39 protein-coding genes are annotated in these 26,029 nt (G+C 35.5%); all 39 read left to right on the top strand.

Annotated elements, in window-relative coordinates:
• The first annotated feature begins 44 nt into the window (after nt 1-44).
• The 39 genes from T537_RS0103060 to truA all read left to right on the top strand — a co-directional run bounded on the left by T537_RS0103060 (nt 45) and on the right by truA (nt 25,942).
• Nucleotides 45-1,868, top strand: a complete 1,824-nt coding sequence (locus T537_RS0103060) for an ABC-F family ATP-binding cassette domain-containing protein (protein WP_027437044.1) — start codon at nt 45-47, stop codon at nt 1,866-1,868.
• Between the two features lie 181 nt (nt 1,869-2,049).
• Nucleotides 2,050-3,639, top strand: coding sequence for a zinc ribbon domain-containing protein (locus T537_RS0103055; RefSeq protein ID WP_027437045.1), 1,590 nt, complete (start codon nt 2,050-2,052; stop codon nt 3,637-3,639).
• Between the two features lie 176 nt (nt 3,640-3,815).
• Nucleotides 3,816-4,883, top strand: a complete 1,068-nt coding sequence (locus T537_RS0103050) for a carbohydrate-binding protein (RefSeq protein ID WP_027437046.1) — start codon at nt 3,816-3,818, stop codon at nt 4,881-4,883.
• A 424-nt stretch (nt 4,884-5,307) separates the two neighbouring features.
• Nucleotides 5,308-5,622, top strand: a complete 315-nt coding sequence (gene rpsJ, locus T537_RS0103045; protein WP_027430852.1) for a 30S ribosomal protein S10 — start codon at nt 5,308-5,310, stop codon at nt 5,620-5,622.
• 222 nt (nt 5,623-5,844) lie between these two features.
• Nucleotides 5,845-6,480 carry a 50S ribosomal protein L3 gene (rplC, locus tag T537_RS0103040; protein WP_027437047.1) on the top strand — a complete coding sequence of 212 codons (636 nt, stop codon included), beginning with the start codon at nt 5,845-5,847 and terminating at the stop codon, nt 6,478-6,480.
• 27 nt (nt 6,481-6,507) lie between these two features.
• A complete protein-coding gene (rplD, locus tag T537_RS0103035; RefSeq protein ID WP_027437048.1) occupies nt 6,508-7,128 on the top strand; it encodes a 50S ribosomal protein L4 in 621 nt (206 codons plus the stop codon).
• Nucleotides 7,128-7,430 (top strand): 50S ribosomal protein L23, encoded by a 303-nt coding sequence (rplW, locus tag T537_RS0103030; protein WP_027437049.1) that lies wholly within the window; start codon nt 7,128-7,130, stop codon nt 7,428-7,430. Before rplD ends, rplW begins: the two co-directional genes overlap by 1 nt.
• Nucleotides 7,431-7,478: 48 nt before the next feature.
• Complete coding sequence (gene rplB, locus T537_RS0103025; RefSeq protein ID WP_027437050.1) at nt 7,479-8,321, top strand: 50S ribosomal protein L2; 843 nt, start codon at nt 7,479-7,481, stop codon at nt 8,319-8,321.
• A gap of 48 nt (nt 8,322-8,369) precedes the next feature.
• Nucleotides 8,370-8,645 (top strand): 30S ribosomal protein S19, encoded by a 276-nt coding sequence (gene rpsS / locus T537_RS0103020; protein ID WP_027437051.1) that lies wholly within the window; start codon nt 8,370-8,372, stop codon nt 8,643-8,645.
• Between the two features lie 115 nt (nt 8,646-8,760).
• Nucleotides 8,761-9,147: a 50S ribosomal protein L22 gene (gene rplV, locus T537_RS0103015; RefSeq protein ID WP_027437052.1), complete on the top strand. Its 387-nt coding sequence runs from the start codon at nt 8,761-8,763 to the stop codon at nt 9,145-9,147.
• A gap of 86 nt (nt 9,148-9,233) precedes the next feature.
• Complete coding sequence (gene rpsC / locus T537_RS0103010) at nt 9,234-9,908, top strand: 30S ribosomal protein S3 (RefSeq protein WP_027437053.1); 675 nt, start codon at nt 9,234-9,236, stop codon at nt 9,906-9,908.
• Nucleotides 9,908-10,345, top strand: a complete 438-nt coding sequence (rplP, locus tag T537_RS0103005; RefSeq protein WP_027430844.1) for a 50S ribosomal protein L16 — start codon at nt 9,908-9,910, stop codon at nt 10,343-10,345. Before rpsC ends, rplP begins: the two co-directional genes overlap by 1 nt.
• Nucleotides 10,335-10,535: a 50S ribosomal protein L29 gene (gene rpmC, locus T537_RS0103000; protein ID WP_012738580.1), complete on the top strand. Its 201-nt coding sequence runs from the start codon at nt 10,335-10,337 to the stop codon at nt 10,533-10,535. The genes rplP and rpmC overlap by 11 nt, the downstream gene beginning before the upstream one ends.
• Before the next feature lie 44 nt (nt 10,536-10,579).
• Complete coding sequence (gene rpsQ / locus T537_RS0102995; RefSeq protein ID WP_027430843.1) at nt 10,580-10,837, top strand: 30S ribosomal protein S17; 258 nt, start codon at nt 10,580-10,582, stop codon at nt 10,835-10,837.
• A gap of 70 nt (nt 10,838-10,907) precedes the next feature.
• A complete protein-coding gene (rplN, locus tag T537_RS0102990; RefSeq protein WP_027430842.1) occupies nt 10,908-11,276 on the top strand; it encodes a 50S ribosomal protein L14 in 369 nt (122 codons plus the stop codon).
• Between the two features lie 10 nt (nt 11,277-11,286).
• Entirely contained in the window at nt 11,287-11,598 is a 312-nt protein-coding gene (gene rplX / locus T537_RS0102985) for a 50S ribosomal protein L24 (protein ID WP_027437054.1), read from the top strand.
• A gap of 21 nt (nt 11,599-11,619) precedes the next feature.
• A complete protein-coding gene (gene rplE / locus T537_RS0102980) occupies nt 11,620-12,162 on the top strand; it encodes a 50S ribosomal protein L5 (RefSeq protein WP_027430840.1) in 543 nt (180 codons plus the stop codon).
• A 17-nt stretch (nt 12,163-12,179) separates the two neighbouring features.
• Nucleotides 12,180-12,365 (top strand): type Z 30S ribosomal protein S14, encoded by a 186-nt coding sequence (locus T537_RS0102975; RefSeq protein ID WP_027430839.1) that lies wholly within the window; start codon nt 12,180-12,182, stop codon nt 12,363-12,365.
• Between the two features lie 159 nt (nt 12,366-12,524).
• Nucleotides 12,525-12,926: a 30S ribosomal protein S8 gene (gene rpsH / locus T537_RS0102970; protein WP_027437055.1), complete on the top strand. Its 402-nt coding sequence runs from the start codon at nt 12,525-12,527 to the stop codon at nt 12,924-12,926.
• Between the two features lie 143 nt (nt 12,927-13,069).
• The gene (rplF, locus tag T537_RS0102965; protein ID WP_027437056.1) at nt 13,070-13,612 is read left to right on the top strand and encodes a 50S ribosomal protein L6; all 543 of its coding nucleotides are present in this window, start codon (nt 13,070-13,072) and stop codon (nt 13,610-13,612) included.
• Nucleotides 13,613-13,629: 17 nt separating this feature from the next.
• The gene (gene rplR, locus T537_RS0102960; RefSeq protein ID WP_027437057.1) at nt 13,630-13,998 is read left to right on the top strand and encodes a 50S ribosomal protein L18; all 369 of its coding nucleotides are present in this window, start codon (nt 13,630-13,632) and stop codon (nt 13,996-13,998) included.
• A 19-nt stretch (nt 13,999-14,017) separates the two neighbouring features.
• Nucleotides 14,018-14,527 (top strand): 30S ribosomal protein S5, encoded by a 510-nt coding sequence (gene rpsE, locus T537_RS0102955; protein WP_027437058.1) that lies wholly within the window; start codon nt 14,018-14,020, stop codon nt 14,525-14,527.
• Between the two features lie 42 nt (nt 14,528-14,569).
• Nucleotides 14,570-14,755 (top strand): 50S ribosomal protein L30, encoded by a 186-nt coding sequence (rpmD, locus tag T537_RS0102950; protein WP_027430834.1) that lies wholly within the window; start codon nt 14,570-14,572, stop codon nt 14,753-14,755.
• Nucleotides 14,756-14,783: 28 nt separating this feature from the next.
• A complete protein-coding gene (rplO, locus tag T537_RS0102945; protein ID WP_027437059.1) occupies nt 14,784-15,224 on the top strand; it encodes a 50S ribosomal protein L15 in 441 nt (146 codons plus the stop codon).
• A 1-nt stretch (nt 15,225) separates the two neighbouring features.
• Nucleotides 15,226-16,545, top strand: coding sequence for a preprotein translocase subunit SecY (gene secY / locus T537_RS0102940; protein ID WP_027437060.1), 1,320 nt, complete (start codon nt 15,226-15,228; stop codon nt 16,543-16,545).
• Nucleotides 16,546-16,694: 149 nt separating this feature from the next.
• On the top strand, nt 16,695-17,336 hold the full coding sequence (locus T537_RS0102935; RefSeq protein ID WP_027437061.1) for an adenylate kinase: 642 nt from the start codon (nt 16,695-16,697) through the stop codon (nt 17,334-17,336).
• Nucleotides 17,337-17,358: 22 nt separating this feature from the next.
• A complete protein-coding gene (gene map / locus T537_RS0102930; RefSeq protein ID WP_027437062.1) occupies nt 17,359-18,114 on the top strand; it encodes a type I methionyl aminopeptidase in 756 nt (251 codons plus the stop codon).
• Between the two features lie 9 nt (nt 18,115-18,123).
• The gene (locus T537_RS0102925; RefSeq protein ID WP_027437063.1) at nt 18,124-18,393 is read left to right on the top strand and encodes a KOW domain-containing RNA-binding protein; all 270 of its coding nucleotides are present in this window, start codon (nt 18,124-18,126) and stop codon (nt 18,391-18,393) included.
• A gap of 8 nt (nt 18,394-18,401) precedes the next feature.
• A complete protein-coding gene (gene infA, locus T537_RS0102920; RefSeq protein WP_027430828.1) occupies nt 18,402-18,620 on the top strand; it encodes a translation initiation factor IF-1 in 219 nt (72 codons plus the stop codon).
• Between the two features lie 103 nt (nt 18,621-18,723).
• Complete coding sequence (gene rpmJ / locus T537_RS0102915) at nt 18,724-18,837, top strand: 50S ribosomal protein L36 (RefSeq protein WP_003022746.1); 114 nt, start codon at nt 18,724-18,726, stop codon at nt 18,835-18,837.
• A gap of 287 nt (nt 18,838-19,124) precedes the next feature.
• Nucleotides 19,125-19,499: a 30S ribosomal protein S13 gene (gene rpsM, locus T537_RS0102910; protein ID WP_027430827.1), complete on the top strand. Its 375-nt coding sequence runs from the start codon at nt 19,125-19,127 to the stop codon at nt 19,497-19,499.
• Between the two features lie 41 nt (nt 19,500-19,540).
• Entirely contained in the window at nt 19,541-19,936 is a 396-nt protein-coding gene (gene rpsK, locus T537_RS0102905; RefSeq protein ID WP_027430826.1) for a 30S ribosomal protein S11, read from the top strand.
• Nucleotides 19,937-19,956: 20 nt separating this feature from the next.
• Nucleotides 19,957-20,550 carry a 30S ribosomal protein S4 gene (gene rpsD, locus T537_RS0102900; protein ID WP_027437064.1) on the top strand — a complete coding sequence of 198 codons (594 nt, stop codon included), beginning with the start codon at nt 19,957-19,959 and terminating at the stop codon, nt 20,548-20,550.
• 216 nt (nt 20,551-20,766) lie between these two features.
• Nucleotides 20,767-21,735, top strand: a complete 969-nt coding sequence (locus T537_RS0102895) for a DNA-directed RNA polymerase subunit alpha (RefSeq protein ID WP_027437065.1) — start codon at nt 20,767-20,769, stop codon at nt 21,733-21,735.
• A gap of 180 nt (nt 21,736-21,915) precedes the next feature.
• Nucleotides 21,916-22,452: a bL17 family ribosomal protein gene (locus T537_RS0102890; protein ID WP_027437066.1), complete on the top strand. Its 537-nt coding sequence runs from the start codon at nt 21,916-21,918 to the stop codon at nt 22,450-22,452.
• Nucleotides 22,453-22,678: 226 nt separating this feature from the next.
• Nucleotides 22,679-23,557 (top strand): energy-coupling factor transporter ATPase, encoded by an 879-nt coding sequence (locus T537_RS0102885; protein ID WP_027437067.1) that lies wholly within the window; start codon nt 22,679-22,681, stop codon nt 23,555-23,557.
• Nucleotides 23,538-24,380 (top strand): energy-coupling factor transporter ATPase, encoded by an 843-nt coding sequence (locus T537_RS0102880; protein WP_027437068.1) that lies wholly within the window; start codon nt 23,538-23,540, stop codon nt 24,378-24,380. Before T537_RS0102885 ends, T537_RS0102880 begins: the two co-directional genes overlap by 20 nt.
• Nucleotides 24,377-25,177, top strand: coding sequence for an energy-coupling factor transporter transmembrane component T family protein (locus T537_RS0102875; protein WP_031556224.1), 801 nt, complete (start codon nt 24,377-24,379; stop codon nt 25,175-25,177). Before T537_RS0102880 ends, T537_RS0102875 begins: the two co-directional genes overlap by 4 nt.
• Nucleotides 25,178-25,186: 9 nt before the next feature.
• Nucleotides 25,187-25,942, top strand: coding sequence for a tRNA pseudouridine(38-40) synthase TruA (gene truA, locus T537_RS0102870; protein WP_031556223.1), 756 nt, complete (start codon nt 25,187-25,189; stop codon nt 25,940-25,942).
• Nucleotides 25,943-26,029 lie beyond the last annotated feature (87 nt).

Raw genomic sequence — 26,029 nt, 5'->3', positions numbered from 1 at the left:
TCTATCATATTTTGTGCTATATGAAGTTTAGAATGAGGTAGTTTATGAATATATTAAACGTTGAGAATATAACTAAGACTTACGGAGAAAAAGACCTTTTTAGGAATGTTTCCCTTGGCGTTAATAAGGGTGATAAAATAGGTGTTATTGGTGTTAATGGTACTGGTAAGTCTACTTTTTTAAAAATTATTGCTGGTATTGAGCTTCCTGACTCTGGAAAGGTTATTAAGGGCAATGATGTGGAAATAACTTATTTGGAACAGATGCCATCCTTTGTTCAAAATGAAACTGTTCTTTCTTATTGTATGAGGGGCAAGAATAGAGCTACGGAAGCAGAGGCTAAAGAAATCCTTAATAAGTTAGGTATTAATGAGTATGACAACTTAATTTCTAATTTATCAGGTGGCCTTAAAAAAAGAGTGGCGCTTTGCAAGGCTATTCTTGAACCTTCAGAGGTGCTAATTCTTGATGAGCCTACTAACCACTTAGATAATGAGATGGTTGTTTGGTTGGAAGGCTATATTAAAAATTTTAAGGGCGAAATTATTGTTGTAACTCATGACAGATATTTTCTTGATAATGTTACTAATAAGATTGTGGAGCTAGATTATGCTAATCTTTATGAATATGACAGCAATTACTCGGGCTTCCTTGAACTTAAGACTCAAAGAGAAGAGATGGAAAGGGCTACTGAAAAAAAGAGACAAAATACTTTAAGACGTGAGCTTGAATGGATTAAGCGTGGTGCTCTTGCTAGATCAACTAAGCAACAGGCGCGTATTGATAGATATGAAGATATGAAGGAAGCGTCTAGACAGGCTAGAGCAAAGTTTATGAAGTCAGATTTGATTATGAGTTCGGTTGGTACACGTCTTGGTAATAAGACAATTGAACTACATAATATAGGAAAGTCTTATGGTGATAAGAAGCTTTTTGAAAATTTTGAATATATTTTTCTAAGAGATGATAGAATCGGAATCATTGGAAGTAATGGCTGTGGTAAATCGACTTTAATGAAGATTATTACAGGCGAAGTTGAGCCTGATGAGGGCAGCGTTGAAATTGGTGAAACTGTTAGAATAGGTTATTTTATGCAAGAAAATGAGCCCCTTGATGAGAATATGACGGTTCTTGAATTTGTAAGAAGCATTGGGGAATATGTAACAACTGCTGAGGGTAAGGCTACAGCTTCTCAGATGTGCGAAAAATTTTTATTTGGTCCAAAGCAACAATGGACTCCTATAAGAAAGCTATCTGGTGGCGAAAAAAGAAGACTCTACTTATTGTCGGTTCTTATGAGTGCTCCTAATGTTTTAATTCTTGATGAGCCTACTAACGATTTAGATATAGAGACATTAGAAATTTTGGAAGAGTACCTTGATGGTTTTGCGGGCATTGTAATTGCGGTAAGTCATGATAGATATTTCCTTGATAGGGTTGTTGATAGAATTTTTGCCTTTGAGAATGCTAGACTTGTTCAGTATGAGGGCGGATATTCAGATTATAGAGACAAGGCTATTATGGCTGGTGTCCTTGATGAGAGCGGCGCAAGAATTAATGGTACGATACAGACGACTTTTTCTAATACTCGTAATGTGGAGGCTGCTAATGAGTACAAGGCTAACAAATCTCATAGTAGAAAGTTCAGCTATTCAGAGAAGAAGGAATTTGAGACAATTGATGAGGAAATCGAAAAACTAGAGGAGCGCATTAAAGAGATAGATGAACTTATAATTAAATGCGCTACTGATTTTGTTAAGCTAGGAGAATTAACTAAGGAAAAAGAAGAAAAAGAAAATCTGCTTATGGAAAAAATGGACAGATGGGTATATTTAAATGAATTAAATGAAGAAATTAATAAAAATTAACAAAAACTATCTTGATTTGATAACGTTCTCATGTTATCATTTCTTAAGATTTTATAAAGAATTTGTTGCTTTTTGAGGGTTAGATTGTTCAATCGAATTCTTATGACAGGATGTATAGGACTTGAATTTAGTTAAAGCAATGAATTTGCAATAAAAAATAAAAATATCGGGAGGTTTGTTTATGTTTTGTCCAAATTGTGGAACAAATAACGAAGATGGTGCTGTTTTCTGCGGAAACTGCGGAAGCAAATTAGATCTTAATGATTTTAATGAAACACTTAATCAGGAAGTTAATGAAAACTCAACACAAACAAATGAAACAAATGAAACAGTAGAAAATACTGTTGCAGAAGAAACACCTGTACAGACACAGGACTTTGTAAATAATGGATTTGATCAGAATGCACAGGCACAGGGCTTTGCAAATAACGGATTCGATCAGAACGCACAGGCACAGGGCTTTGCAAATAACGGATTCGATCAGAACGCACAGACACAGGGCTTTGCAAATAATGGATTTGATCAGAACGCACAGGCACAGGGCTTTGCAAATAATGGATTTGATCAGAACGCACAGACACAGGGCTTTGCAAATAATGGATTTAATCAGAATACACAGAATTTCAATAATGGTGCAAATAATGGATTTAAGCCAGCAGTTAATAAGAAGATTATAGCTATTGTTGGTGCAGTTATTGCTGTAGTTGCAGTTCTTGCTATATTTATTAACGTAGGTAAGGCTGGTGTTGATTATAAGAAGACAGCTAAGAAGTATATTACAGCTCTTGAACAGTGTGATTGGGATAGTGCATATGATTACCTTGATTTACCTAAGAGTGAATTCTTAACAAAGGATGCTCTTGCTAATGCTCATGCTGATGAAACAGGTGAAAAGGTTACTGCTATTACAGTTGCTAAGGGATACAGCACAGCTAGTAACTTAAAGGGTAATGAAGCAGTTGTTGTTACATATTCAACTCCAACACAGTCTGCTAATAGCGTAAATTTATTATTATCTCAGACTAATGATAAATATCTTCTTTTCTTTAAGAAGTATAAGGTATCTTCAGAAGGTATCGTATATAAGGATGCAGCTATTACAGTACCAAAGGGAATGAAACTTTCAGTTAATGGTGTTGAAGCAGATGCTAAATACATTAAGGCTGATAACTCAAAGTCAGGCTCAACAAGTGATACATATGTAATTCCTTACTTATATGCTGGTAAGAACACAGTTAAGGTTACAAGTGATATAGTTGAAGATTACGAAGAAACATTTAATGTTACATATGATGAATGCACTACATCAATTTCTTACTCTGACCTTGATTTCAAGGATTCAGTTGAGAAGGAAGTAATGTCTAAGGCTGAGAATGATCTTAAGACAATTGCAGGTGCAGCATATAATAAGAAGGATATCTCTGAATTAAAGGGTAGTGTTTTTGTAAAGGATGCAAGTTCAAGCTTAAATAATCACTATAAGAACTTAGTTGAAGATTTCCATCCATCATCAAGAACATTCTCTTCTTATAGCTTATCATCAATTAAGACAAGCATGTACGATAGCTACTATCGTTATGACACAGATGATGGAATGCCAATGATGAGAGTAAGTGTAAACTATACAATTTCTGGTAAGTACACATCTACATATTCTAAGGAAGAAAAAGATGCAACACATACATATGATAATTACTACTATATTACATATAAGTATGATGGAAGCAATTGGTTAATCAGCGATGTATACCTTAACTTCTATATGTATTAATAATACAACTAAGATAGAGTGAAGAAGTTTCTACTTATATAATAGGTTATACACTGAAGTTGTTTAACTATTAAAAAGTTTAGTGATATAATTAGATTTAATAAATGAAAAAGGCTATTAATTATACTTATTGATGTATAGTTGGTAGCCTTTTCGTATGTAGAATGAGGGGTAAAATGGAAAAAAGTAGTGATATAAAGAAGACAGGATTAAATAAAAAAATACAAGTTATAATAATTGCTATAGTTTTACTTTTAGCTGTTGCAATAGTTGTATGTTTTAAAATGTTTTCGACAAATTATAAGAAGATAGCAAAACATTACGTAACTGCAGTTGAGACTTGTAATTGGCAAGAAGCTTTTAAAGATATGGATTTACCAGAGAGTGAATTTTTGACAGAGAATACATTTGCAGAAGCAAATAAAAATGAAACAGTAAAAGAGGTTAGGGATATCTCTATAGTAAAAGGTAGTAATCCAATCGGTAGGGTAAAAAGGAAAAAGACTGTGACTGCAGTATATTCAACTGAATCTGATGAAAACTTGACTATGGATATGGTCTTAAAGAAAGAAAAGGGTGGCTATAAAATTACCTCTGATGGATTTATATATAAAAATGGACATTTAAGAGTTCCTAAGTATACTACTTTATATGTTAATGGCGTAGAAGTAACAGAAGTTTACATTGAATCATCAGGTGAATATTTTACAACATATACAATACCTTATTTTTATGCTGGGAATAATACAATTAAAATTACCGGCGATTTTATATCGGATTTTGAGATAATATTGGATGTAAATGAAGATGATTATTTTAAAGATGATTTATTTAAAGAATTACGTATAAGTGATGAGGCAAAAGAAGAGCTTAGACAGAAAGCAAAAACAGATGTATATGCTTTGGCAGATGCAAGGAATAGAAATTTAAGCTTTGAGGAAATTTTATCTGAGAATAATTTGAAATTGACGGAATATGCTAGAGCTAGTTATGAAAAAATGTGTAAAGAATATAAGAATCTTGAAATTTTAGAATTAGATGATGGAAAAGATTATCCTGATCATCCGCCATTTAATCCTAATATAGGTTTTAGTCAGTATGGATTTATTTTTCATGAAAAAGCAGAATATTCATTTAACGGGTCAAGAACAGTGATAACAAATATGGAGGAAGCAATATGCTACACATATGTAGAAGGAGAATGGTATATATATTATCTTAATTTATATCATACTCCTATTTGAGAAGAATATGTTATATAGTATACAAATAAAATAATAAAGTCACGGACTTTCAAAAAACAATTTGAAAGCTTCGTGGCTTTATTTATTATTGTTTTAAAAAAAATACAAGACAATTTGTTGCAAATAAATTTTAGCTAGTGTATAGTTATACATGCTGTGACATTGATAGCTGTGAAGCGTGAGGTTGCTATATTTGAACAATAGCTCGAATATAGGTTTTCCGTGGAGCGAATGTCAAGGTTGGATTGATTCCAACGAAGAATCTGGCGACAAGTCACTGTACTATAAACTCTACTAAATCGGTTTTAGTAGGACCATGTTGAATCAAGTTTCTCGTTAGAGATAATATGATACACGTGGGAGTGTGTACAGTCACCGCTTGTCGTACTTACATTTATAAAGTGCGAAGGAGGCGACTTTTTTTATGGCAAATCAGGTAATCAGAATTACTTTGAAGGCTTATGATCATCAGTTAATCGATCAGTCAGCTAAGAAGATCATCGAAACTGCAAAGAAGACAGGAGCTAATGTTAGTGGTCCAGTACCTCTTCCAACAAAGAAGGAAGTTGTTACAATTCTTAGAGCTGTACATAAGTACAAGGACTCTAGAGAGCAGTTCGAACAGAGAACTCATAAGAGACTTATCGACGTATTACAGCCATCTCAGAAGACAGTAGATGCTTTATCTAAGTTAGAGATGCCAGCTGGTGTATTTATTAACCTTAAGGTAATGAACTAATCATTGCCAAGATTTTCTTGATAATTCAAGGAAATGCAGCAAGAAACATTTGGTTTCAATTACAATGAAAGCTAATCCTAAGGGTTTAATATAGAAGCAACAAAAGCATTCGTTTAACAGTGGGTGCAGGTTCCACTTATATTAACTTATCTAGGATGACAGGATGCGCTGAAATTATTTTTATCATCTTGTCCGCTGTAGATTTAACAGGAGGAAAAGAGTATGAAGAAGGCTATTTTAGCTACAAAAGTCGGAATGACACAGATCTTCAACGAAGACGGTGTATTAACACCTGTAACTGTATTACAGGCTGGCCCTTGTGTAGTTACACAAGTAAAGACAGTTGAAAACGACGGTTACGAAGCTGTTCAGGTTGGTTTCGCTGACATTAGAGAAAAGCTCGTTAGCAAGCCAGTTAAGGGACATTTTGACAAGGCAGAGGTACCTTACAAGAGATTCGTAAGAGAATTCAGATTTGAAAACTCTTCAGAATACAATGTAAAGGACGAAATTAAGGCAGATATCTTCGCAGCAGGCGATAAGGTAGATGCAACTGCTATTTCTAAGGGTAAAGGTTTCCAGGGTGCTATTAAGAGATTAGGACAGTCTAGAGGTCCTATGGCACACGGTTCTAAATTCCACAGACATCAGGGTTCTAACGGATCAGCAACAACACCTGGTAGAGTATTCAAGGGAAAAGGAATGCCTGGACATATGGGTTCTAAGAGAATCACAATCCAGAATCTTGAAGTAGTAAGAGTTGATGTTGAGAATAACGTTATCTTAGTTAAGGGTGCAGTACCTGGACCTAAGAAGTCATTAGTAACTTTGAAAGAAACAGTAAAGGTTAGTAAGTAATCTTTACCAAGGAAGGAGGACTAAACAGTGGCAAACGTATCTGTTTACAATATTGAAGGCAAAGAAGTTGGCTCAATCGAATTAAACGATGCAGTATTTGGTGTTGAAGTTAATGAACATCTTGTACATCTTGCAGTTGTAAGCCAGCTTGCAAATAATCGTCAGGGAACACAGTCTGCAAAGACTCGTTCAGAAGTATCTGGCGGCGGAAGAAAACCATGGAGACAGAAGGGAACTGGTCATGCTAGACAGGGTTCTACAAGATCTCCACAGTGGACAGGCGGTGGTGTTGTATTTGCACCAAAGCCAAGAGATTATTCATTCAAGATGAATAAGAAAGAGAAGAGAATCGCTCTTCTTTCAGCTTTATCTTCTAAGGTAGCTGATAGCAAGATTGTTGTTTTAGATGAATTCAATCTTGATGAAGTTAAGACAAAGAAATTCGTTGAGGTTTTAAATAACCTTAAGGTTTCTAAGGCTTTAGTAGTTCTTGAAGGAGAGAACAAGAACGTTGTTCTTTCTGGTAGAAACGTTAACGGTGCTAAGGTATCTAACACTAGCGAAATCAATACTTATGATGTTCTTAAGTATGATACATTAGTTGTTACTAAGGCAGCTGTTGAAAAATTAGAGGAGGTGTATGCATAATGGCAAATATTCAGTATTATGATGTAATCCTCAAGCCTGTAATCACAGAAAAGTCTATGGCAGATATGGCTTCTAAGAAGTACACATTCTTAGTTCATACAGATGCTAATAAGACAATGATTAAGGAAGCTGTTGAGAAGATGTTTGAAGGAACTAAGGTTGCTTCAGTTAACACAATGAATAACAACGGTAAGAAGAAGAGAGCTAACAGAAAGGATCAGGGCTACACAGCTAAGACAAAGAAGGCTATTGTGCAGTTAACAGCTGATTCTAAAGAAATCGAAATCTTCGAAGGACTTTAAGATATAGAAGTGTAGAAAACAATATTACACAGCCGAAAGGAGAAAGAAATGGGAATTAAAACATATAACCCATATACACCTTCCAGAAGAAACATGACTGGTTCAGATTTTTCTGAAATTACAAAGTCTTCTCCTGAGAAGTCATTACTTGCTAAGAAGAGCAAGACTGCTGGTCGTAACAACCAGGGTAAGATTACTGTACGTCACCACGGTGGTGGAAACAAGCAGAAGTACAGAGTAATCGATTTTAAGAGAAATAAAGAAGGCGTTCCTGCTAAGGTTATCGGTATCGAATACGATCCTAACAGAACAGCTAATATCGCACTTATCGCTTATGCTGATGGTGAGAAATCATATATTCTTGCACCTGCTGGTTTAACAGATGGTATGACAGTTCAGAACGGTTCTGGCGCTGAAGTTAGAGTTGGTAACTGCTTACCATTTACAGAAATTCCAGTTGGTACACAGGTACATAACATTGAGCTTTATCCAGGTAAGGGTGGACAGCTTGTTCGTTCTGCTGGTAACTCAGCTCAGTTAATGGCTAAGGAAGGTAAGTATGCAACACTTAGATTACCTTCTGGCGAAATGAGAATGGTTCCAATTATCTGCCGCGCAACAATCGGTGTTGTAGGTAATGGTGATCACAACCTTATTAATCTTGGTAAGGCTGGACGTAAGAGACATATGGGTATCCGTCCTACAGTTCGTGGTTCTGTTATGAACCCTAACGACCATCCACATGGTGGTGGTGAAGGTAGAGCACCAGTTGGTCGTCCAAGTCCAATGACACCTTGGGGCAAGCCTGCTATGGGTCTTAAGACTCGTAAGAAGAAGAAGGCTTCAAACAAGCTTATCATTAGAAGAAGAGACGGAAAGGGTATTAAGTAATTTAATACTTGTAACTTTTGAAAACAAGACTATAAGGAGGTTTAACCTATGGCTCGTTCATTAAAGAAAGGACCTTTCGCTGATGCTAGCTTACTTAAGAAGGTTGATGCATTAAATGCTTCAAACGATAAGCAGGTAATCAAGACATGGTCTCGTCGTTCAACAATTTTCCCAAGTTTTGTGGGACATACAATTGCTGTTCATGATGGAAGAAAGCATGTTCCTGTATATATTACAGAGGATATGGTTGGTCATAAGCTCGGTGAGTTCGTTGCTACTAGAACTTACAGAGGTCACGGTAAGGACGAAAAGAAGTCTAGATAATATATGAATCTTTGGAAGACCCTTAGGGGTTTTCCGGTAGGATTCTTTAAATAGAAATCGTTTTTACAAAAAAGAAATTGGTATACATTTGAATTTTTGAAAGGAGGACTAATCCATGGCAACAGGACATAGATCCCAAATTAAACGTGAAAGAAACGCCGTTAAAGATACAAGACCAAGCGCTAAGTTAAGCTACGCTAGAGTATCTGTTCAGAAGGCTTGTTTCGTATTAGATGCTATTAGAGGCAAGAGCCTTGAAGAAGCACTTGGTATCGTTATGTATAATCCAAGATATGCTTCATCACTTATAGAGAAGTTATTAAAGTCTGCAGCAGCTAATGCTCAGAATAATAATGGAATGGACCCAAGCAAGTTATATGTAGAAGAATGCTTCGCAAACAAGGGACCAACAATGAAGAGAGTACAGCCAAGAGCACAGGGTAGAGCTTACAGAATCGAAAAGAGAATGAGCCACATCACTGTAATTCTTAATGAAAGATAATTAAACGTACTTGATTTATTGTTTCAAGATTACTTGAAATTAGAATATTAAATCAAATATTTCCTAAAGAATAGAAAGGAGATTTTATGGGACAGAAAGTTAACCCACATGGTTTAAGAGTCGGTGTCATTTCTGACTGGGACTCAAAGTGGTATGCTGAAGAAGCATTCGCTGATAACCTTGTAGAAGACTATAATTTAAGAAAATTCCTTAAGAAAAAGCTTTATGCTGCAGGAATTTCAAAGATCGAAATCGAAAGAGCTTCAGATAGACTTAAGATCATTATTCACACAGCTAAGCCAGGTGTTGTAATTGGTAAGGGTGGTGCTGAAATCGAAGCATTAAAGAAGCAGGTTGAAAAATTAACATCTGCTAAGAGATTAAGCATCGATATCAAAGAAGTTAAGAGACCTGATCGTGATGCTCAGTTAGTAGCTGAAAACATCGCTCAGCAGTTAGAGAATCGTATTTCTTTCAGAAGAGCTATGAAGTCATGCATGGGTAGAACAATGAAGCAGGGTGCTAAGGGTATCAAGACAAGTTGTTCTGGTCGTCTTGGCGGTGCTGATATGGCTCGTACAGAATTCTATAGCGAGGGTACAATTCCTCTTCAGACACTTCGTGCAGATATCAATTATGGTTTCGCAGAAGCTAACACAACATATGGTAAAGTTGGCGTTAAGGTTTGGATTTATGAAGGCGAGGTTCTTCCTACTAAGGCTAACGCTAAGGTTAATGATAAGGAAGGGAGCGATAAGTAATGTTACTACCTAAGAGAGTTAAACATCGTAGACAGTTCCGTGGTTCTATGGCTGGTAAGGCTACAAGAGGTAACACTCTTGCATATGGCGATTTCGGTATCGTTGCAACAGAACCATGTTGGATCAAGTCTAATCAGATAGAAGCAGCCAGAGTTGCTATGACAAGATATATCAAGCGTGGCGGTAAAGTATTTATTAAGATTTTCCCAGACAAGCCTGTAACAGGTAAGCCAATCGGCGTACGTATGGGTAAAGGTAAAGGTAACTTAGAGTGCTGGGTAGCAGTAGTTAAACCTGGACGTGTTATGTTCGAGATCTCAGGCGTAGCAGAGGAGACAGCTAGAGAAGCTCTTCGTCTTGCTACTCATAAGCTTCCATGCAAGTGCAAGATCGTTTCACGTGCAGACTTAGAAGGCGGTGATAACAGTGAAAATTAATAAGTATGTAGAAGATTTAAAGGCAAAATCAGCTGCAGAGTTAAATGAAGAATTAGTAGCTGCTAAGAAGGAACTTTTCAATTTAAGATTCCAGAACGCAACTAATCAGTTGGATAACACAAGCAGAATTAAAGAGGTTCGTAAGAACATCGCTAGAATCCAGACTGTAATTGCACAGAAGAATGCTTAATTGCTAACTGGATGGAATATTAATCCTAAGAAAGGAGTACGACTGTGGAAGAGAGAAATTTAAGAAAAACTCGTACAGGTAAGGTTGTCAGCAACAAGATGGACAAGACTATTGTTGTTGCAGTAGAAGATAACGTTAAACATCCACTTTACAACAAGATTGTAAAGAGAACATATAAGCTTAAGGCTCATGATGAAAACAACGAATGCTTAATCGGCGACGTAGTAAAGGTTATGGAAACAAGACCTTTATCTAAGGACAAGAGATGGAGATTAGTTGAAATTATCAGCAGAGCTAAGTAATTCAATTTAATTTTAGTAAACGCGTTTGTTTAAGACAAACGAGACATATATTACTGAAAGGGGTAGTACTATGGTACAACAGGAAACCAGACTTAAGGTTGCTGATAACACAGGTGCTAAAGAAATCCTTTGCATCAGAGTTATGGGCGGATCTACAAGAAGATATGCAAATATCGGTGATGTTATTGTCGCTTCTGTTAAAGAGGCAACACCAGGCGGCGTTGTTAAGAAGGGCGATGTTGTTAAAGCCGTTGTAGTACGTTCTGTAAAGGGCGCACGTCGTAAGGACGGTTCATATATTAAATTTGACGAGAATGCTGCTGTTATCATTAAAGATGATAATACTCCAAAGGGAACACGTATTTTTGGACCAGTAGCTAGAGAGTTAAGAGAGAAGAAGTTCATGAAGATCGTTTCTCTTGCTCCAGAAGTATTATAGGAGGTGCCGAATGTCAGCTGTTAGAATTAAAAAGGGCGATACAGTTGTTGTTATCGCAGGTAAGGACAAGGGCAAAGAAGGCAAGGTATTAACAGTTAATGCTAAGAACCACACAGCAGTTGTTGAGGGTATTAACATGGTTACTAAGCATGCTAAGCCAAGTGCTGCTAATCAGCAGGGTGGAATTCTCCATCAGGAAGCACCAATCGATATATCAAACATTGCTTACTCAGTAGATGGTAAGGCAAGCAAGATTGGTTATGAAATAAAGGATGGCAAGAAAGTTCGTGTTGCTAAGGCAACAGGAAAGGCTATCGATTAATCGAGGAAGGAGGCAATAATTTTGAGTAGACTTAGAGAACAGTATGATAATGAAATCGCTAAGAAGATGACTGAGAAATTCGGTTATAAGAACCCAATGATGGTTCCAAAGATCGATAAGATCACTATAAATATGGGCGTTGGTGAAGCTAAAGAAAATTCTAAGGTTCTTGACGCAGCAGTAAAGGATCTCGAGACAATCGCAGGTCAGAAAGCAGTTCTTACAAGAGCTAAGAATTCAATTGCTAACTTCAAGTTAAGAGAAGGTCAGGCAATTGGTTGTAAGGTTACATTACGTGGTGAAAAGATGTACGAATTCCTTGATAGATTAGTAAATCTTGCACTTCCACGTGTACGTGACTTTAGAGGCGTAAGCGCTAACTCATTCGATGGAAGAGGTAACTATGCACTTGGTATTAAAGAGCAGATTATCTTCCCAGAAATCGAATATGATAAGGTAGATAAGGTTAGAGGTATGGATGTTATTATTACAACTACAGCTAACACAGATGAAGAAGCACGTGAATTATTAAGATTATTCAACATGCCATTCAAGAAGAATTAATATAGGAGGTAAATTTCATGGCTAAGACTTCAATGAAAGTTAAGCAGCAGAGAAAACCAAAGTTCTCTACTAGAGCATACACACGTTGTACAATTTGTGGTCGTCCACATTCTGTTTTAAGAAAGTACGGAATCTGCAGAATTTGCTTCCGTGAATTAGCATACAAGGGTCAGATCCCAGGTGTTAAAAAGGCTTCTTGGTAAGATTTTTATAAATGTTGCAAGTTCTATGAGCTTGCAACAATAAATCTTGCTTTAAGCAATATATATAAGCTTTTTTAAAGCTTTAGTGCACATTAATATGTGTAAACAATTGACGTAGTCCAATTAAATAATTGGAAACCAGTGAATTATAAGGAGGAAATATTAATGACAGATCCAATTGCAGATATGCTTACAAGAATTCGTAATGCAAACACAGCAAAGCATGACACAGTTGATATTCCATCATCAAAGATGAAGCTTTCAATCGCTAAGATTCTTTTAGATGAAGGTTACATTAAGTCTTATGAAGTTGTTGAAAATGGAAACTTCAAGGATATCCGTGTTACTTTAAAGTATGGTAAGGATAAGAATGAAAAAATCATTTCTGGACTTCAGAGAATTTCTAAGCCAGGTCTTAGAGTTTACGCTAGCAAGAATGATCTTCCTAAGGTTTTAGGAGGACTTGGTGTTGCAATCATCTCTACAAACAAGGGTGTTGTAACAGATAAGGAAGCTAGAAAGCTCGGCGTTGGTGGAGAAGTTCTTTGCTTCGTTTGGTAATTATATAGACGTTACAAAGGAATTTAAGTATAATTTAATCGTTCGGATTTAATTTATTTAATCCTATAACTATTAACCCAACCAAGAAAACATATTCCTATCATTGTAAATGTTTTCTTAATAATATTTAGGAGGTGCACGGCATGTCACGTATAGGAAGAATGCCTATCGCTATTCCAGCTGGTGTTACAGTTGAGGTAGCAGAAAATAATAAAGTGACTGTAAAGGGTCCTAAGGGAACACTCGAAAGAGTTTTACCTGCAGAAATGGACATTAAGGTTGAAGGTACAGAAATCGTTGTTTCTAGACCTAACGACTTAAAGAAGATGAAGTCATTACACGGCTTAACAAGAACTCTTATTAACAACATGGTAATCGGTGTAACAGAAGGCTACGAAAAGAAGCTTGAAGTTAACGGTGTTGGTTATAGAGCACAGAAGCAGGGTAAGAAGTTAATCCTTTCATTAGGTTACTCACATCCTGTAGAGATGGAAGATCCAGAAGGAATTGAAACAACTCTTGATGGACAGAACATCATTTTTGTTAAGGGTATTAATAAAGAAAAAGTTGGCCAGTACGCAGCTGAAATCAGATCTAAGAGAGCTCCAGAACCATATAAGGGTAAGGGTATCAAGTATGCTGATGAAGTTATCAGACGTAAGGTTGGTAAGACTGGTAAGAAATAATTAAAGGAGTGAATATAATGGTTAGTAAGAAGTCAAGAGCATTAGTTCGTGAAGCAAAGCATAAAAGAACACGTAACCGTTTCAGCGGAACAACTGAAAGACCACGTTTAGCTGTTTTCAGAAGTAACAATCATATGTACGCTCAGATTATTGACGACACAGTTGGTAAGACACTTGTTTCTGCATCAACACTTGACGCTGACGTTAAGGCTGAAGTAGAGAAGACAAATAATGTAGAAGCTGCTACTGTTGTTGGTAAGGTAGTTGCTAAGAAAGCATTAGAAAAGGGAATTACAACTGTCGTTTATGACAGAGGCGGATTCATTTATCAAGGTAAAGTAAAGGCATTAGCAGAGGCAGCAAGAGAAGCTGGCCTCGAGTTCTAAGCGGAAGGGAGAAAACAGTATGAAACGTACAATAATTGATGCTAGTCAGCTTGAATTAGACGATAATGTAGTATCAATCAAGCGCGTAGTTAAGGTTGTAAAAGGTGGACGTAATATGCGTTTTGCAGCTTTAGTAGTAGTTGGTGATCGTAATGGTCACGTTGGCGCTGGTGTTGGTAAGGCAGCTGAAGTTCCTGAAGCTATCCGCAAGGGAAAGGAAGATGCCATTAAGCATTTAGTAGAAATTCCAATGGATGAAAATGGTTCAGTACCACATGATTTCATCGGTAAGTTCTGTGGAGCAACAGTTCTTTTAAAGAAGGCTCCAGAAGGTACAGGTATTATCGCTGGTGGTCCTGCACGTTCAGTACTTGAATTAGCAGGTATCAGAAATATTCGTACAAAGTCACTTGGCTCTAACAATAAGCAGAACGTAGTATTAGCTACAATCGCTGGTCTTGAGTCTATGAAGACTCCAGAAGAAGTTGCAAGACTTCGTGGTAAGTCAGTTGAAGAAATCTTAGGTTAAGAAATTGTGATAGCACCGTAATAGGTGCAGATGGAGGTTAAAATGGCTGATAAGAAGTTAAGAATAACTTTAGTTAAGTCTCCAATCAGTGCTGTTCCTAAGCATAGAAGAACTGTTGAAGCTATGGGTCTTACAAAGCTTCATAAGACAGTAGAACTTCCAGATAATGCTGCTACAAGAGGACAGATTCAGCAGATTGGTTATATGTTAAAGGTAGAAGAAATCTAATAAAAAATAAATAGAAGGAGGTGCAAGAATGGATTTATCTAATTTAAGACCTGCAGAAGGTTCAGTACAGAGTGATAATTTCAGAAGAGGTCGTGGTCATGGTTCAGGTAACGGCAAGACAGCTGGTAAGGGACACAAGGGCCAGAAGGCTCGTTCAGGAGCACCAAGACCTGGTTTTGAAGGTGGCCAGATGCCATTATATAGAAGAATTCCTAAGAGAGGTTTCACTAACAGAAATCGTAAGGAATTCGTAGCTATCAATGTATCTACATTAGAAAGATTCGATAATGGTGCAGAAGTAACAATCGATACATTAATCGAAGCTGGTATTGTAAAGAATACTAAGGATGGCGTAAAGATTCTTGCAAATGGTGAGCTTACAAAGAAGCTTACAGTTAAGGCTAATGCATTTAGTGCAGCAGCAAAAGAGAAGATCGAAGCTCTCGGCGGAACTTGCGAGGTGATCTAGTATGTTCAAAACACTTGTAGGCGCTTTTAAAAACAAAGACATAAGAAAAAAGATATTATACACATTAGCAATATTAATTGTTGTAAGAATAGGAAGTCTTCTTCCAATTCCTGGTGTAGATACTGATTACTTTAGTAGCTTACTTAGTGGAATTAATACCGGTGATTTGGATTATCTTAGTGCATTTACAGGAGGTTCATTCGAAAGAATGTCCCTCTTTGCATTAAGCATTACTCCATACATCACATCTTCGATCATAATGCAATTACTTACAATTGCCATTCCAAAATTGGAAGAAATGCAAAAAGAGGGCGAGGACGGTAGAAAGAAGATTGCAGCAATAACAAGATATGTAACAATTGGTTTATCACTAGTTGAAAGTATTGCTATGGCTGTTGGATTTGGTAGATCTGGCTTAATCGCTGGATACCAGACATTTAGCAAATTACATTATGTAGTAGCTATTATTGTAGTAGTTATGGCTCTTACAGCTGGTTCAGCAGCTCTTATGTGGTTAGGTGAGAGAATAACTGAAAATGGTGTAGGAAATGGTATTTCAATAGTATTATTAATTAATATTATTTCTGGAATGCCAAGTGATTTCGCAACATTATTCAGCTCTTTCGTAGCAACAAAGACTCCAGCAAAGGGCGTTCTTGCTGCAGCTGTTATTATAGCAATTGTTGTAATAATGGTAATATTAGTAGTCATTCTTCAAGATGGAGAAAGACGAATCCCTGTTCAGTACTCACAGAAAGTTGTGGGTAGAAGACAGGTTGGAGGACAATCAACAAATATCCCATTAAAGGTAAATACTGCTGGTGTTATGCCTGTAATTTTCGCATCATCACTTATGCAGTTCCCTGTAATTGTTGCTCAGTTATTTGGTAAGTCATATGAGTGGACAAGATATTTAAGCTCATCTTACTGGTGCAGAGTAAGCTATCCTAAATACTCAATTGGATTAATTCTTTATGTAGTATTGCTTATTATATTTGCATACTTCTATACATCAATTACATTCAATCCAGTTAAGGTAGCGGATGATTTAAAGAAAGCTGGTGGAGTAGTACCAGGTATCACACCAGGCAAATCTACTAGTGATTATTTAAATAAGATATTAAATTATATCGTATTTATAGGTGCCATAGGTTTACTTATTGTAGCTCTTATTCCAATTGCATGTACTGGTTTCTTTAATGCTAGTATTTCATTTGGTGGTACATCAGTAATTATTATTGTTGGTGTTGTTCTTGAGACATTAAAGCAAATTGAAGCACAGATGGTTAATCGTTATTATAAAGGATTTTTATCTGAATAATAATTAACTAAGATATAATAGGCTTACCTGGGAGAAATCCTGGGTAAGTCTGTATTTGTGTAATGATAAAAATATACCTAAAATTGAAAATAAATCACATAACAAGTGATTTTACATATAACTAGAAATTATTAATGGAGGAATTAGACATGAAAATTATTATGTTAGGAGCACCAGGAGCTGGTAAAGGAACACAGGCAAAGAGAATTGCAGAAAAGTATTCTATTCCACATATTTCAACAGGAGATATTTTTAGAGCAAACATCAAGAACAATACTGAATTAGGTCAGAAAGCTAAGACATATATGGATAAAGGTGAACTTGTTCCAGATGAATTAGTTGTAGATTTAATCATGGATAGATTTAAGCAGGCAGATGCTGCTAATGGATATGTATTAGATGGATTCCCAAGAACAATTCCACAGGCTGAAGCTCTAGATAAGGCTTTAGAAGCTAATGGAGAATCAGTTGATTTCGCTATTAATGTAGAAGTACCAGATGAAAACATCATCAATAGAATGGGTGGAAGAAGAGCATGTGTAGGATGTGGAGCAACATACCATATTCAGTTTAATGCACCAAAGGTAGAAGGCATTTGCGATACATGTGGAGAAAAATTAATCCTTAGAGATGATGATAAGCCAGAAACAGTTAAGAATAGATTATCAGTATATCATGATCAGACACAGCCACTTATTGATTACTACAATAAGAAGAATGTTTTACGTGAAGTAGACGGAACACAGGCAATGGATGACGTATTTAAGGCAATCGTTGATATTCTTGGATAATTAATTGATAGGAGAACATAATATGTCAGTATCAATTAAAAGTGCTCGAGAAATCGAGTTAATGAGAGAAGCAGGTAAGATTTTAGGAAAAGTATATAAAGAAATTGCTAAGGAAATAAAACCAGGAGTTTCAACATATACAATAGATAGAATCGGTGAAGAAATAATTCGAAGCTATGGATGTATACCTGAAGAAAAAGGTTATCAAGGATATCCAGCATCATTTTGCGTTTCAGTTAATGATCAAGTAGTGCATGGAATACCAAGCAAAAATAAGATTCTAAGAGATGGAGACATTGTATCATTAGATACAGTTCTATCATATAAAGGCTATATGGCAGATGCGGCTAGAACTTATGGTGTTGGAGAAATATCAAGTGAAGCTAAGAAGCTAATAGATGTAACAAAGCAAAGCTTTTTTGAAGGAATTAAATTTGCAAAAGAGGGTTGTAGATTACATGATATATCTAATGCAATAGCAGATTATAATGAATCATTTGGCTATGGAGTATTAAGAGACTTATGTGGTCATGGAATTGGAACATCAATGCATGAAGATCCTCAAATTCCTAATTATAGACAAGAACATAGAGGAATAAGGCTATATGAAGGAATGACATTAGCAATAGAACCAATGGTAACAGCAGGAGACTGGAGAGTTAATTTCCTTGATGACGGCTGGACAGTTGAAACAAGAGATCATTCATTATCAGCTCACTATGAGAACACAGTATTAGTAACAAAAGAAGGACCAGAGATATTAACTTTGGAAAATTAAGGTGAGAATATGAATAATGGAATAAAAGGTTTTATGGCAAAGTCATTATCTGGACACGATAAAGATAAGATATACTATGTAATAGAAGAAGATAGTACATTTGCATATTTATCAGATGGCCAGATAAGAAAAGTGAATAATCCCAAAAGAAAAAAGAAGAAACATATTCAGATAATAAAGAATGAAAATTCGTTATTATATAAAAAAATCCTTGATGATCAGAGAGTATCTGATGAGGAAATTAAGTTTGAGATTAAACATTATATTGAAAAGAAATAGGAGGATGTATGTCTAAGGCTGATGTAATTGAAATCGAAGGAACAGTAGTAGAAAAATTACCAAACGCATTTTTTAAGGTAGAATTAGAAAATGGACATCAAATTCTTGCTACCATCAGTGGTAAGTTAAGAATGAACTATATCAGAATTCTTCCTGGTGACAAGGTAACAATCGAGATGTCACCATATGATTTAACAAAGGGAAGAATTATTTGGCGTGATAAATAATCTACAAAATATAATAGTAGAATATTTTATAATTAGTTGTTGCAATTATATTTTCATTTGTGATATAATTGTTCACGAACTTGTCTGAAAGGAGGCTTTTGCAGTGAAGGTTAGATCATCAGTAAAACCAATTTGTGAAAAATGCAAAGTCATTAAGAGAAAGGGCAGCATCAGAATTATCTGTGAAAACCCTAAGCACAAGCAGAGACAGGGCTAATTAGCTTTGTTAGAAGAAGTTAAACTTCTTAGGTTCTGCATATTGATAATAAGTCATTAATTATTATCAATGTAAGATTTCAAGTATTTATTACTTGAACTATTAATTTGCGGCTGCAGTAACCATAACGATATAATGGTTGCTATTTAATATAGTTATTATAAGGCGACGCACACATTTCAGGTCATACTAAGATAGGAAACTTATCAAGGTAAGGAGCTGCGTAAAGTTTATAATAATAAGTTTCGAATCACACATTAATTAGTTAATTAACGGAGGTTAGTAATATGGCTCGTATTTCAGGTGTGGATTTACCTAGAGAAAAACGAATCGAAATCGGACTTACTTATGTTTATGGTATTGGACGTGTAAGATCAAATAAGATCCTTGCTGAAGCTGGAGTTAATCCTGACACACGTGTTAAGGATTTAACTGATGAAGAAGTAGCAAAGATTGCAAAGGTTATTGATGCTGATTCAGAGCATTTAGTAGAAGGTGACTTAAGAAGAGAAGTTGCCATGAATATTAAGAGATTAAAGGAAATTGGCTGCTATAGAGGAATTCGTCATAGAAAGGGCCTTCCTGTTAGAGGACAGAAGACTAAGACTAATGCAAGAACTTGCAAAGGTCCTAAGAAAACAGTAGCTAACAAGAAGAAGTAATTTTTAAAATAAAACGTTTAACTCAATAGGAGGATATAGTCATGGCTCAGAAAGCTACAAAGAAAGTGACAAAGAAGCGTGTTAAAAAGAATGTCGAAAGAGGACAGGCACATATTCAGTCATCTTTTAATAATACAATAGTTACATTAACAGATGCAGAAGGTAATGTATTATCTTGGGCATCAGCAGGCGGTCTTGGATTCAGAGGATCTAAGAAGTCTACTCCATATGCTGCTCAGATGGCAGCTGAAACAGCTACAAAAGCTGCTTTAATCCATGGATTAAAGTCTGTAGACGTTATGGTAAAGGGACCAGGTTCAGGTAGAGAAGCTGCTATTAGAGCACTTTCTGCTTGCGGTCTAGAAGTTACAAGTATCAAGGATGTTACACCAGTTCCACATAACGGTTGTCGTCCACCAAAGCGTAGAAGAGTTTAATTTAGGGAGGTAGTATAACAATGGCAGTTAATAGAACACCAGTGCTTAAGAGATGCAGATCCCTTGATTTGGATCCTGTATATTTAGGAATAGATAAGAAGTCTAGAAGAAAGGCTAAGAATGCTGGAAGAAAGATTAGCGAATATGGTTTACAGCTTCGTGAAAAACAGAAGGCTAAGTTCATCTATGGCGTATTAGAAAAGCCTTTCAGAAATTATTATAAGAAGGCTGAGAAGCAGAAGGGTATGACAGGTGAGAACCTTATGATCATGCTTGAACTCAGACTTGATAATGTTGTTTATAGATTAGGTTTAGCTAGAACACGTAAGGAAGCTAGACAGATCGTTGATCATAAGCACATTTTAGTTAACGGTAAGTGCGTTAACATTCCTTCATACTTAGTAAAGGCTGGAGACGTAATCGAAGTAAGAGAAAAGTCTAAGTCTTCTGCAAGATATAAGGAAGTACTTGAAACTACAAATGGTAGATTAGTACCAGAGTGGTTAGAAGCAGATAAAGAAGCTCTTAAGGGTCAGGTTAAGTCTCTTCCAACAAGAGAAGTAATCGATGTACCAGTAAATGAGATGCTTATCGTCGAGTTATATTCTAAGTAAGATTGCGTAATTCAAAGCCAGGCAGCGTTATGGAAAAGTTTTATAAAACTATCCATACCTGCTGGCTTTTATGTGGCTTTATATGATATAATAATTCAAGATATAAATTTTTTGAATCATATTAAAAGTATAATGCGAGCAAAGCTAGTAGGACCATGTCTTGGCTTTGATTAACGCTATATATACAACTTAAATACCCAATAAGGAGGGGCAATAATGGTTGATGCAGATTTCAATTTCAAAATGCCAAAAATTGAGATGGCTGAAGAGTCACAAGACGGAAAGTTTGGAAGATTTGTAGTTGAACCACTTGAAAGAGGCTACGGTTTAACACTTGGTAATTCTCTTAGAAGAATTATGCTTTCATCTTTAGTTGGTACAGCAGTAAGCAGCATTAAGATTGATGGTGTACTTCATGAATTTAGTTCAATTCCTGGCGTTAAGGAAGATGTTACTGAGATCGTAATGAATATTAAGCAGTTATCTATTAAGAATAACGGCAACTCGGTTGAGCCTAAGGAAGCACATATTGACTTCACAGGCGAAGGCGTTGTTAAAGCATCTGATATTCAGGTAGATCCTGATATAGAGATTATTAACCCAGACTTAGTAATTGCACATCTTAATGGTCCAGAAGCTAAGCTTTCTATGGAACTTACAATTACTAACGGACGTGGTTATGTTAGTTCAGAAAAGAATAAGAGAGAAGATGCAGCAGCAGGTGTAATTGCAATTGATTCAATTTATACACCAGTTGAAAGAGTTAATATGTCTGTACAGAATACTCGTGTAGGTCAGGATACAGATTTTGATAAATTAACACTTGATATCTTTACAAATGGAACAATAGCTCCAGATGAAGCTTTAAGCTTAGCAGCTAAGGTTTTATCAGAACATTTAAAGGGATTCATCAACTTATCTGAGAATGCAGTTAAGGCAGAGATTATGGTTGAACCACAGGAAGACGAATCATCTAAGGTGCTTTCAATGAGTATCGAAGATCTTGAATTATCAGTTCGTTCTTCAAATTGCCTTAGAAGAGCAGGTATCAATACAGTTGAAGAATTATGTAATAAGACACCTGATGATATGATGAAGGTTAGAAACCTTGGTAAGAAGTCATTAGACGAAGTATTACTTAAGCTTAAGGAGTTAAATTTACATCTTAAGCCAAGTGATGAATAATTTGCTTAATACATATTTTATGTATTAATATATCGCTGATTGCAGTAAGTCCTTATGCGCGTGCGAGAGGTGGAACAACTTATCCTTAGTGAGAAGTTGCGTAACTATTAATTTGTAGGAGAACATTGGTGCTATAAGACCAACGCGCGTGTGCTGATGTTACAAATGGAGGAATTTAAAATGGCAAAGTACAGAAAGCTTGGCAGAACATCTAGCCAGAGAAAAGCATTATTAAGAAATCAGGTTACAGCTCTTATCGAAAATGGTAAGATTGTAACAACAGAGGCTAGAGCTAAGGAAGTTAGCAAGATTGCTGAAAAACTTATCACATTAGCTGTTAAGGAAAAGGATAACTTTGAAACTGTTACAGTTCAGGCTAAGGTAGCTAAGAAGGACGCTAACGGTAAGAGAGTTAAGGAAGTTGTAGACGGTAAGAAGGTTACAGTTTACGAAACAGTTGATAAGGAAATCAAGAAGGATATGCCTTCAAGACTTCATGCTAGAAAGCAGATGGATAAGGTTCTTTACACAGTTACTGAAGTACCTACAGAAGCAGCTGGTAAGAAGAAGAACACAAAGAAGGTTGACCTTACAAACAAGTTATTTGATGAAATCGCACCTAAGTACGCTGATCGTAAGGGTGGTTACACAAGAATCGTTAAGATCGGTTTAAGAAAGGGCGATGCAGCTATGGAAGTACTTCTTGAATTAATCTAATTCAAGATTCTATAGATAAATCGAAGAAATTATGAAGCGGATATGCGAAAGCATATCCGCTTTTTTTAAACTTAAATTTATAAAAAGCTAATTAAAAGAGATGATAAAAGTGTATATAATAGATAAAATGTGATAAACTAAATAACGATTGATTATGGAAATATGATGAAATAAGGTTAAAAAGAAATCTTAGCATTATAAGAAAAGATAAAGTGAGGAAAGAAAATTGAGTATCGTTAAGGCTAAAAACTTGACATTTGAATATATACGAAGAGATGAAGAAGGAAATGTAGAGAGTATCAATAAAGCCATAGATGACTTGAATATAGAGATAGAAGAGGGACAGTTTGTGGCAGTATTAGGTCATAATGGCTCAGGGAAATCTACATTTGCGAAGCATTTAAATGTGTTAGTAAGCCCAACAGAGGGAAGTGTCTGGGTAGACGGAATGAATACCCTAGAGCATGAGAATACACTACAGATACGTCAGAGAGCTGGAATGGTTTTTCAAAATCCAGATAATCAGATGATTTGTACAGTTGTAGATGAAGAAGTGGGATTTGGTCCAGAAAATATAGGAGTGCCAGAGAATGAAATCTGGGAAAGAGTAGAGAAAAGCTTGAAATCCGTTGGAATGTATGAGTATAGAAATGCCAATCCAACAAAACTCTCTGGAGGCCAAAAGCAAAGAATAGCAATAGCTGGAATAGTAGCAATGAAACCAAAATGTATAATCTTAGACGAACCAACAGCAATGCTAGATCCAAATGGACGAAAAGAAGTGTTAAAAGTGTTACACGAATTAAATGAACAAGAAAAAGTAACAATAATACTTATAACACATTATATGGAAGAAGTAATAGAAGCAGATAAGGTGTTTGTAATACATGAAGGAAAATTACAAATGCAAGGAACACCACGAGAGATATTTAGCCAAGTAGAAAGGCTAAAAGAATATAGATTAGACGTGCCACAGGTAACAGAATTAGCCTATGAATTAAGAAAAGAAGGCTTAGATATAAGACCAGGGATTCTATATAGTAATGAGCTAATTTCTGAATTAAAAAGAATAAAGGAAGAAAGAAATGTCGATAATAGTAGATAAAATAAATTACATATATGAACAAGGTACGAATCTAGAACGACAAGCGCTAAAGGATGTAAGTTTTGTAATAGAAAAAGGCGAATTTATTGGATTAATAGGTCATACAGGTTCAGGAAAATCCACACTAATACAGCATTTAAACGGATTATATAAAGCAACAAGTGGCCATATATATTATGATGAACAAGATATATATGATAAAAATTACAATTTAAGAGATTTACGAAACAAAGTAGGATTAGTATTTCAGTATCCAGAACATCAGCTTTTTGAAAATACAATATTTAAGGACGTGTGTTTTGGGCCCAAAAATCAAGGCTTATCAAAGCAAGAATGTGAAATAAGAGCATTTGAAAGCTTAAGGCTAGTAGGTTTAGATGAGAACTTATATTATCACTCACCATTTGATTTATCAGGAGGCCAAAAAAGAAGAGTTGCAATAGCTGGAGTACTAGCAATGCAGCCAGAAGTATTAATATTAGATGAACCAACAGCAGGCCTAGATCCAAGGGGAAGAGATGAAATATTTGCAATTTTAAAAAGACTAAGAGAAGAGAAAAATATAACAATAATCCTAGTATCACATAGCATGGAAGATGTGGCAGCTCATGTAGATCGAATAATGGTAATGGATGATGGAATATTAAAATATGACGATACGCCAAGAAATATATTTAAACATTACAAAGAACTAGAAAAAATAGGTCTGGCAGCACCACAAGTAACATATATAATGCAGGATATAAAAGAAGCAGGATTTAATGTGCGAACAGACGCAATAACAATAGAAGAAGCAAAGAAAAGTATTTTGGAGACAATATGATTAGAGATATAACAATAGGACAATACTATCAGGCAGAATCAAAAATACATAGCTTAGATCCAAGAGTAAAACTATTAGGAACATTAGTATTTATAATATCCCTATTTTTAGGAATGAATATATGGATATATCTAGTAGCAACAATAGCATTAATAGCAGTAATAAAATTATCAAAAGTGCCATTTAAATTTATAATAAGAGGCCTAAAAGCAATAGTAGTATTAATATTAATAAGTGCAATGTTTAATTTGTTTTTAACACCAGGAACAGTAATCCTAAAGGTGTGGAAAATAACAATAACAGATAGAGGTCTACAAACAGCCGTATACATGGTAATAAGATTAATATACTTAATAATGGGATCATCACTGATGACATTAACAACGACGCCAAATAATCTAACAGATGGATTAGAAAAAGGATTGGGATTTTTAAGAGTAATAAAAGTACCAGTACATGAAATAGCAATGATGATGTCAATAGCATTAAGATTTATACCAATATTAATAGATGAGACAGACAAAATCATGAAAGCCCAGCAGGCAAGAGGCGCAGATTTTGAAACAGGAAATATAATAAAAAGAGCAAAATCCATGGTGCCAATACTAGTGCCACTGTTTATATCAGCTTTTAGACGAGCAGATGATTTAGCAATGGCAATGGAGGCAAGATGTTATCATGGATCTAATGGACGAACTAAGATGAAACCATTACGCTATAAAAGCGCAGATTATAAGGCATACATTGCAATGGCAGTGTATCTAGGGATATGTATAACATTAAATATAGTATTATAAAGGAGTCAAATGAGACGAATAAAGCTAGTTGTAAGCTATGATGGAAGCAATTATTGTGGCTGGCAGATACAGCCCAATGCACCAACAATAGAAGCAGAATTAGACAAAGCAATAAAACAATTAACAAAAGAAGAAATACATGTAATAGGAGCAAGTAGAACCGATGCAAGGGTACATGGACTAGGTAACGTAGCAGTGTTTGATACAGAAAGTACAATACCCGGGGAACGATTTAGCTATGCATTAAATAGGTATTTGCCAGAGGATATACAAGTGCAAAAATCAGAAGAAGTAGATAAAGACTTTCATCCAAGACATTGTGACACAATAAAAACCTATGAGTACACCATAATGAACACAGAATTTATGCAACCAAAGAAAAGAAATTACTCATGGCATGTGCCAGCAAAATTAGATATAGCACAGATGCAAAAAGCAGCAAATTATCTAATAGGAGAGCATGATTTTAAAAGTTTTGCAAGTGTTCATACACAGGCAGAAACAACAATAAGAACAATATATGATATAAAAGTAATTGCAAAAGAAGAAACAGAAGAAAAATATAAGGGCGAAATAATAATAAGAGTAACAGGAAACGGCTTTCTTTATAACATGGTAAGAATAATAGCAGGAACCTTAGTAGGAGTAGGAAAGGGAAGATATAAGGCAGACTACGTAATGGAAATGCTAGATAAAAAAGACAGAACAAAAGCAGGGGAAACCGCACCACCACAAGGCTTAACATTAATTAAGATAGAATACTAAACAAAGAAAAATACATACAAATGAAAAGAAAAAATCCATTGACACACTAGGCCTTGTGTTATATAATTCTTAAATGTGGCGTGTAAT

The sequence above is a fragment of the Lachnospira multipara LB2003 genome (assembly GCF_000702205.1).
In the GTDB taxonomy this organism is placed as follows: Bacteria; Bacillota; Clostridia; order Lachnospirales; family Lachnospiraceae; genus Lachnospira; species Lachnospira multipara_A.
The sequence above is the reverse complement of the archived record's forward strand: the minus strand, read 5'-3'. Positions and strand labels throughout refer to the sequence as shown.

Bases quoted from the DNA above. Each gene is read 5' to 3' on its own strand.
- T537_RS0103060 (WP_027437044.1), top strand. From the start codon at position 45: ATGAATATATTAAACGTTGAGAATATAACTAAGACTTACGGAGAAAAA.
- T537_RS0103055 (WP_027437045.1), top strand. From the start codon at position 2,050: ATGTTTTGTCCAAATTGTGGAACAAATAACGAAGATGGTGCTGTTTTC.
- T537_RS0103050 (WP_027437046.1), top strand. From the start codon at position 3,816: ATGGAAAAAAGTAGTGATATAAAGAAGACAGGATTAAATAAAAAAATA.
- rpsJ (WP_027430852.1), top strand. From the start codon at position 5,308: ATGGCAAATCAGGTAATCAGAATTACTTTGAAGGCTTATGATCATCAG.
- rplC (WP_027437047.1), top strand. From the start codon at position 5,845: ATGAAGAAGGCTATTTTAGCTACAAAAGTCGGAATGACACAGATCTTC.
- rplW (WP_027437049.1), top strand. From the start codon at position 7,128: ATGGCAAATATTCAGTATTATGATGTAATCCTCAAGCCTGTAATCACA.
- rplB (WP_027437050.1), top strand. From the start codon at position 7,479: ATGGGAATTAAAACATATAACCCATATACACCTTCCAGAAGAAACATG.
- rpsS (WP_027437051.1), top strand. From the start codon at position 8,370: ATGGCTCGTTCATTAAAGAAAGGACCTTTCGCTGATGCTAGCTTACTT.
- rplV (WP_027437052.1), top strand. From the start codon at position 8,761: ATGGCAACAGGACATAGATCCCAAATTAAACGTGAAAGAAACGCCGTT.
- rpsC (WP_027437053.1), top strand. From the start codon at position 9,234: ATGGGACAGAAAGTTAACCCACATGGTTTAAGAGTCGGTGTCATTTCT.
- rplP (WP_027430844.1), top strand. From the start codon at position 9,908: ATGTTACTACCTAAGAGAGTTAAACATCGTAGACAGTTCCGTGGTTCT.
- rplN (WP_027430842.1), top strand. From the start codon at position 10,908: ATGGTACAACAGGAAACCAGACTTAAGGTTGCTGATAACACAGGTGCT.
- rplX (WP_027437054.1), top strand. From the start codon at position 11,287: ATGTCAGCTGTTAGAATTAAAAAGGGCGATACAGTTGTTGTTATCGCA.
- T537_RS0102975 (WP_027430839.1), top strand. From the start codon at position 12,180: ATGGCTAAGACTTCAATGAAAGTTAAGCAGCAGAGAAAACCAAAGTTC.
- rplF (WP_027437056.1), top strand. From the start codon at position 13,070: ATGTCACGTATAGGAAGAATGCCTATCGCTATTCCAGCTGGTGTTACA.
- rplR (WP_027437057.1), top strand. From the start codon at position 13,630: ATGGTTAGTAAGAAGTCAAGAGCATTAGTTCGTGAAGCAAAGCATAAA.
- rpsE (WP_027437058.1), top strand. From the start codon at position 14,018: ATGAAACGTACAATAATTGATGCTAGTCAGCTTGAATTAGACGATAAT.
- rpmD (WP_027430834.1), top strand. From the start codon at position 14,570: ATGGCTGATAAGAAGTTAAGAATAACTTTAGTTAAGTCTCCAATCAGT.
- rplO (WP_027437059.1), top strand. From the start codon at position 14,784: ATGGATTTATCTAATTTAAGACCTGCAGAAGGTTCAGTACAGAGTGAT.
- secY (WP_027437060.1), top strand. From the start codon at position 15,226: ATGTTCAAAACACTTGTAGGCGCTTTTAAAAACAAAGACATAAGAAAA.
- T537_RS0102935 (WP_027437061.1), top strand. From the start codon at position 16,695: ATGAAAATTATTATGTTAGGAGCACCAGGAGCTGGTAAAGGAACACAG.
- map (WP_027437062.1), top strand. From the start codon at position 17,359: ATGTCAGTATCAATTAAAAGTGCTCGAGAAATCGAGTTAATGAGAGAA.
- T537_RS0102925 (WP_027437063.1), top strand. From the start codon at position 18,124: ATGAATAATGGAATAAAAGGTTTTATGGCAAAGTCATTATCTGGACAC.
- infA (WP_027430828.1), top strand. From the start codon at position 18,402: ATGTCTAAGGCTGATGTAATTGAAATCGAAGGAACAGTAGTAGAAAAA.
- rpsM (WP_027430827.1), top strand. From the start codon at position 19,125: ATGGCTCGTATTTCAGGTGTGGATTTACCTAGAGAAAAACGAATCGAA.
- rpsK (WP_027430826.1), top strand. From the start codon at position 19,541: ATGGCTCAGAAAGCTACAAAGAAAGTGACAAAGAAGCGTGTTAAAAAG.
- rpsD (WP_027437064.1), top strand. From the start codon at position 19,957: ATGGCAGTTAATAGAACACCAGTGCTTAAGAGATGCAGATCCCTTGAT.
- T537_RS0102895 (WP_027437065.1), top strand. From the start codon at position 20,767: ATGGTTGATGCAGATTTCAATTTCAAAATGCCAAAAATTGAGATGGCT.
- T537_RS0102890 (WP_027437066.1), top strand. From the start codon at position 21,916: ATGGCAAAGTACAGAAAGCTTGGCAGAACATCTAGCCAGAGAAAAGCA.
- T537_RS0102880 (WP_027437068.1), top strand. From the start codon at position 23,538: ATGTCGATAATAGTAGATAAAATAAATTACATATATGAACAAGGTACG.
- T537_RS0102875 (WP_031556224.1), top strand. From the start codon at position 24,377: ATGATTAGAGATATAACAATAGGACAATACTATCAGGCAGAATCAAAA.
- truA (WP_031556223.1), top strand. From the start codon at position 25,187: ATGAGACGAATAAAGCTAGTTGTAAGCTATGATGGAAGCAATTATTGT.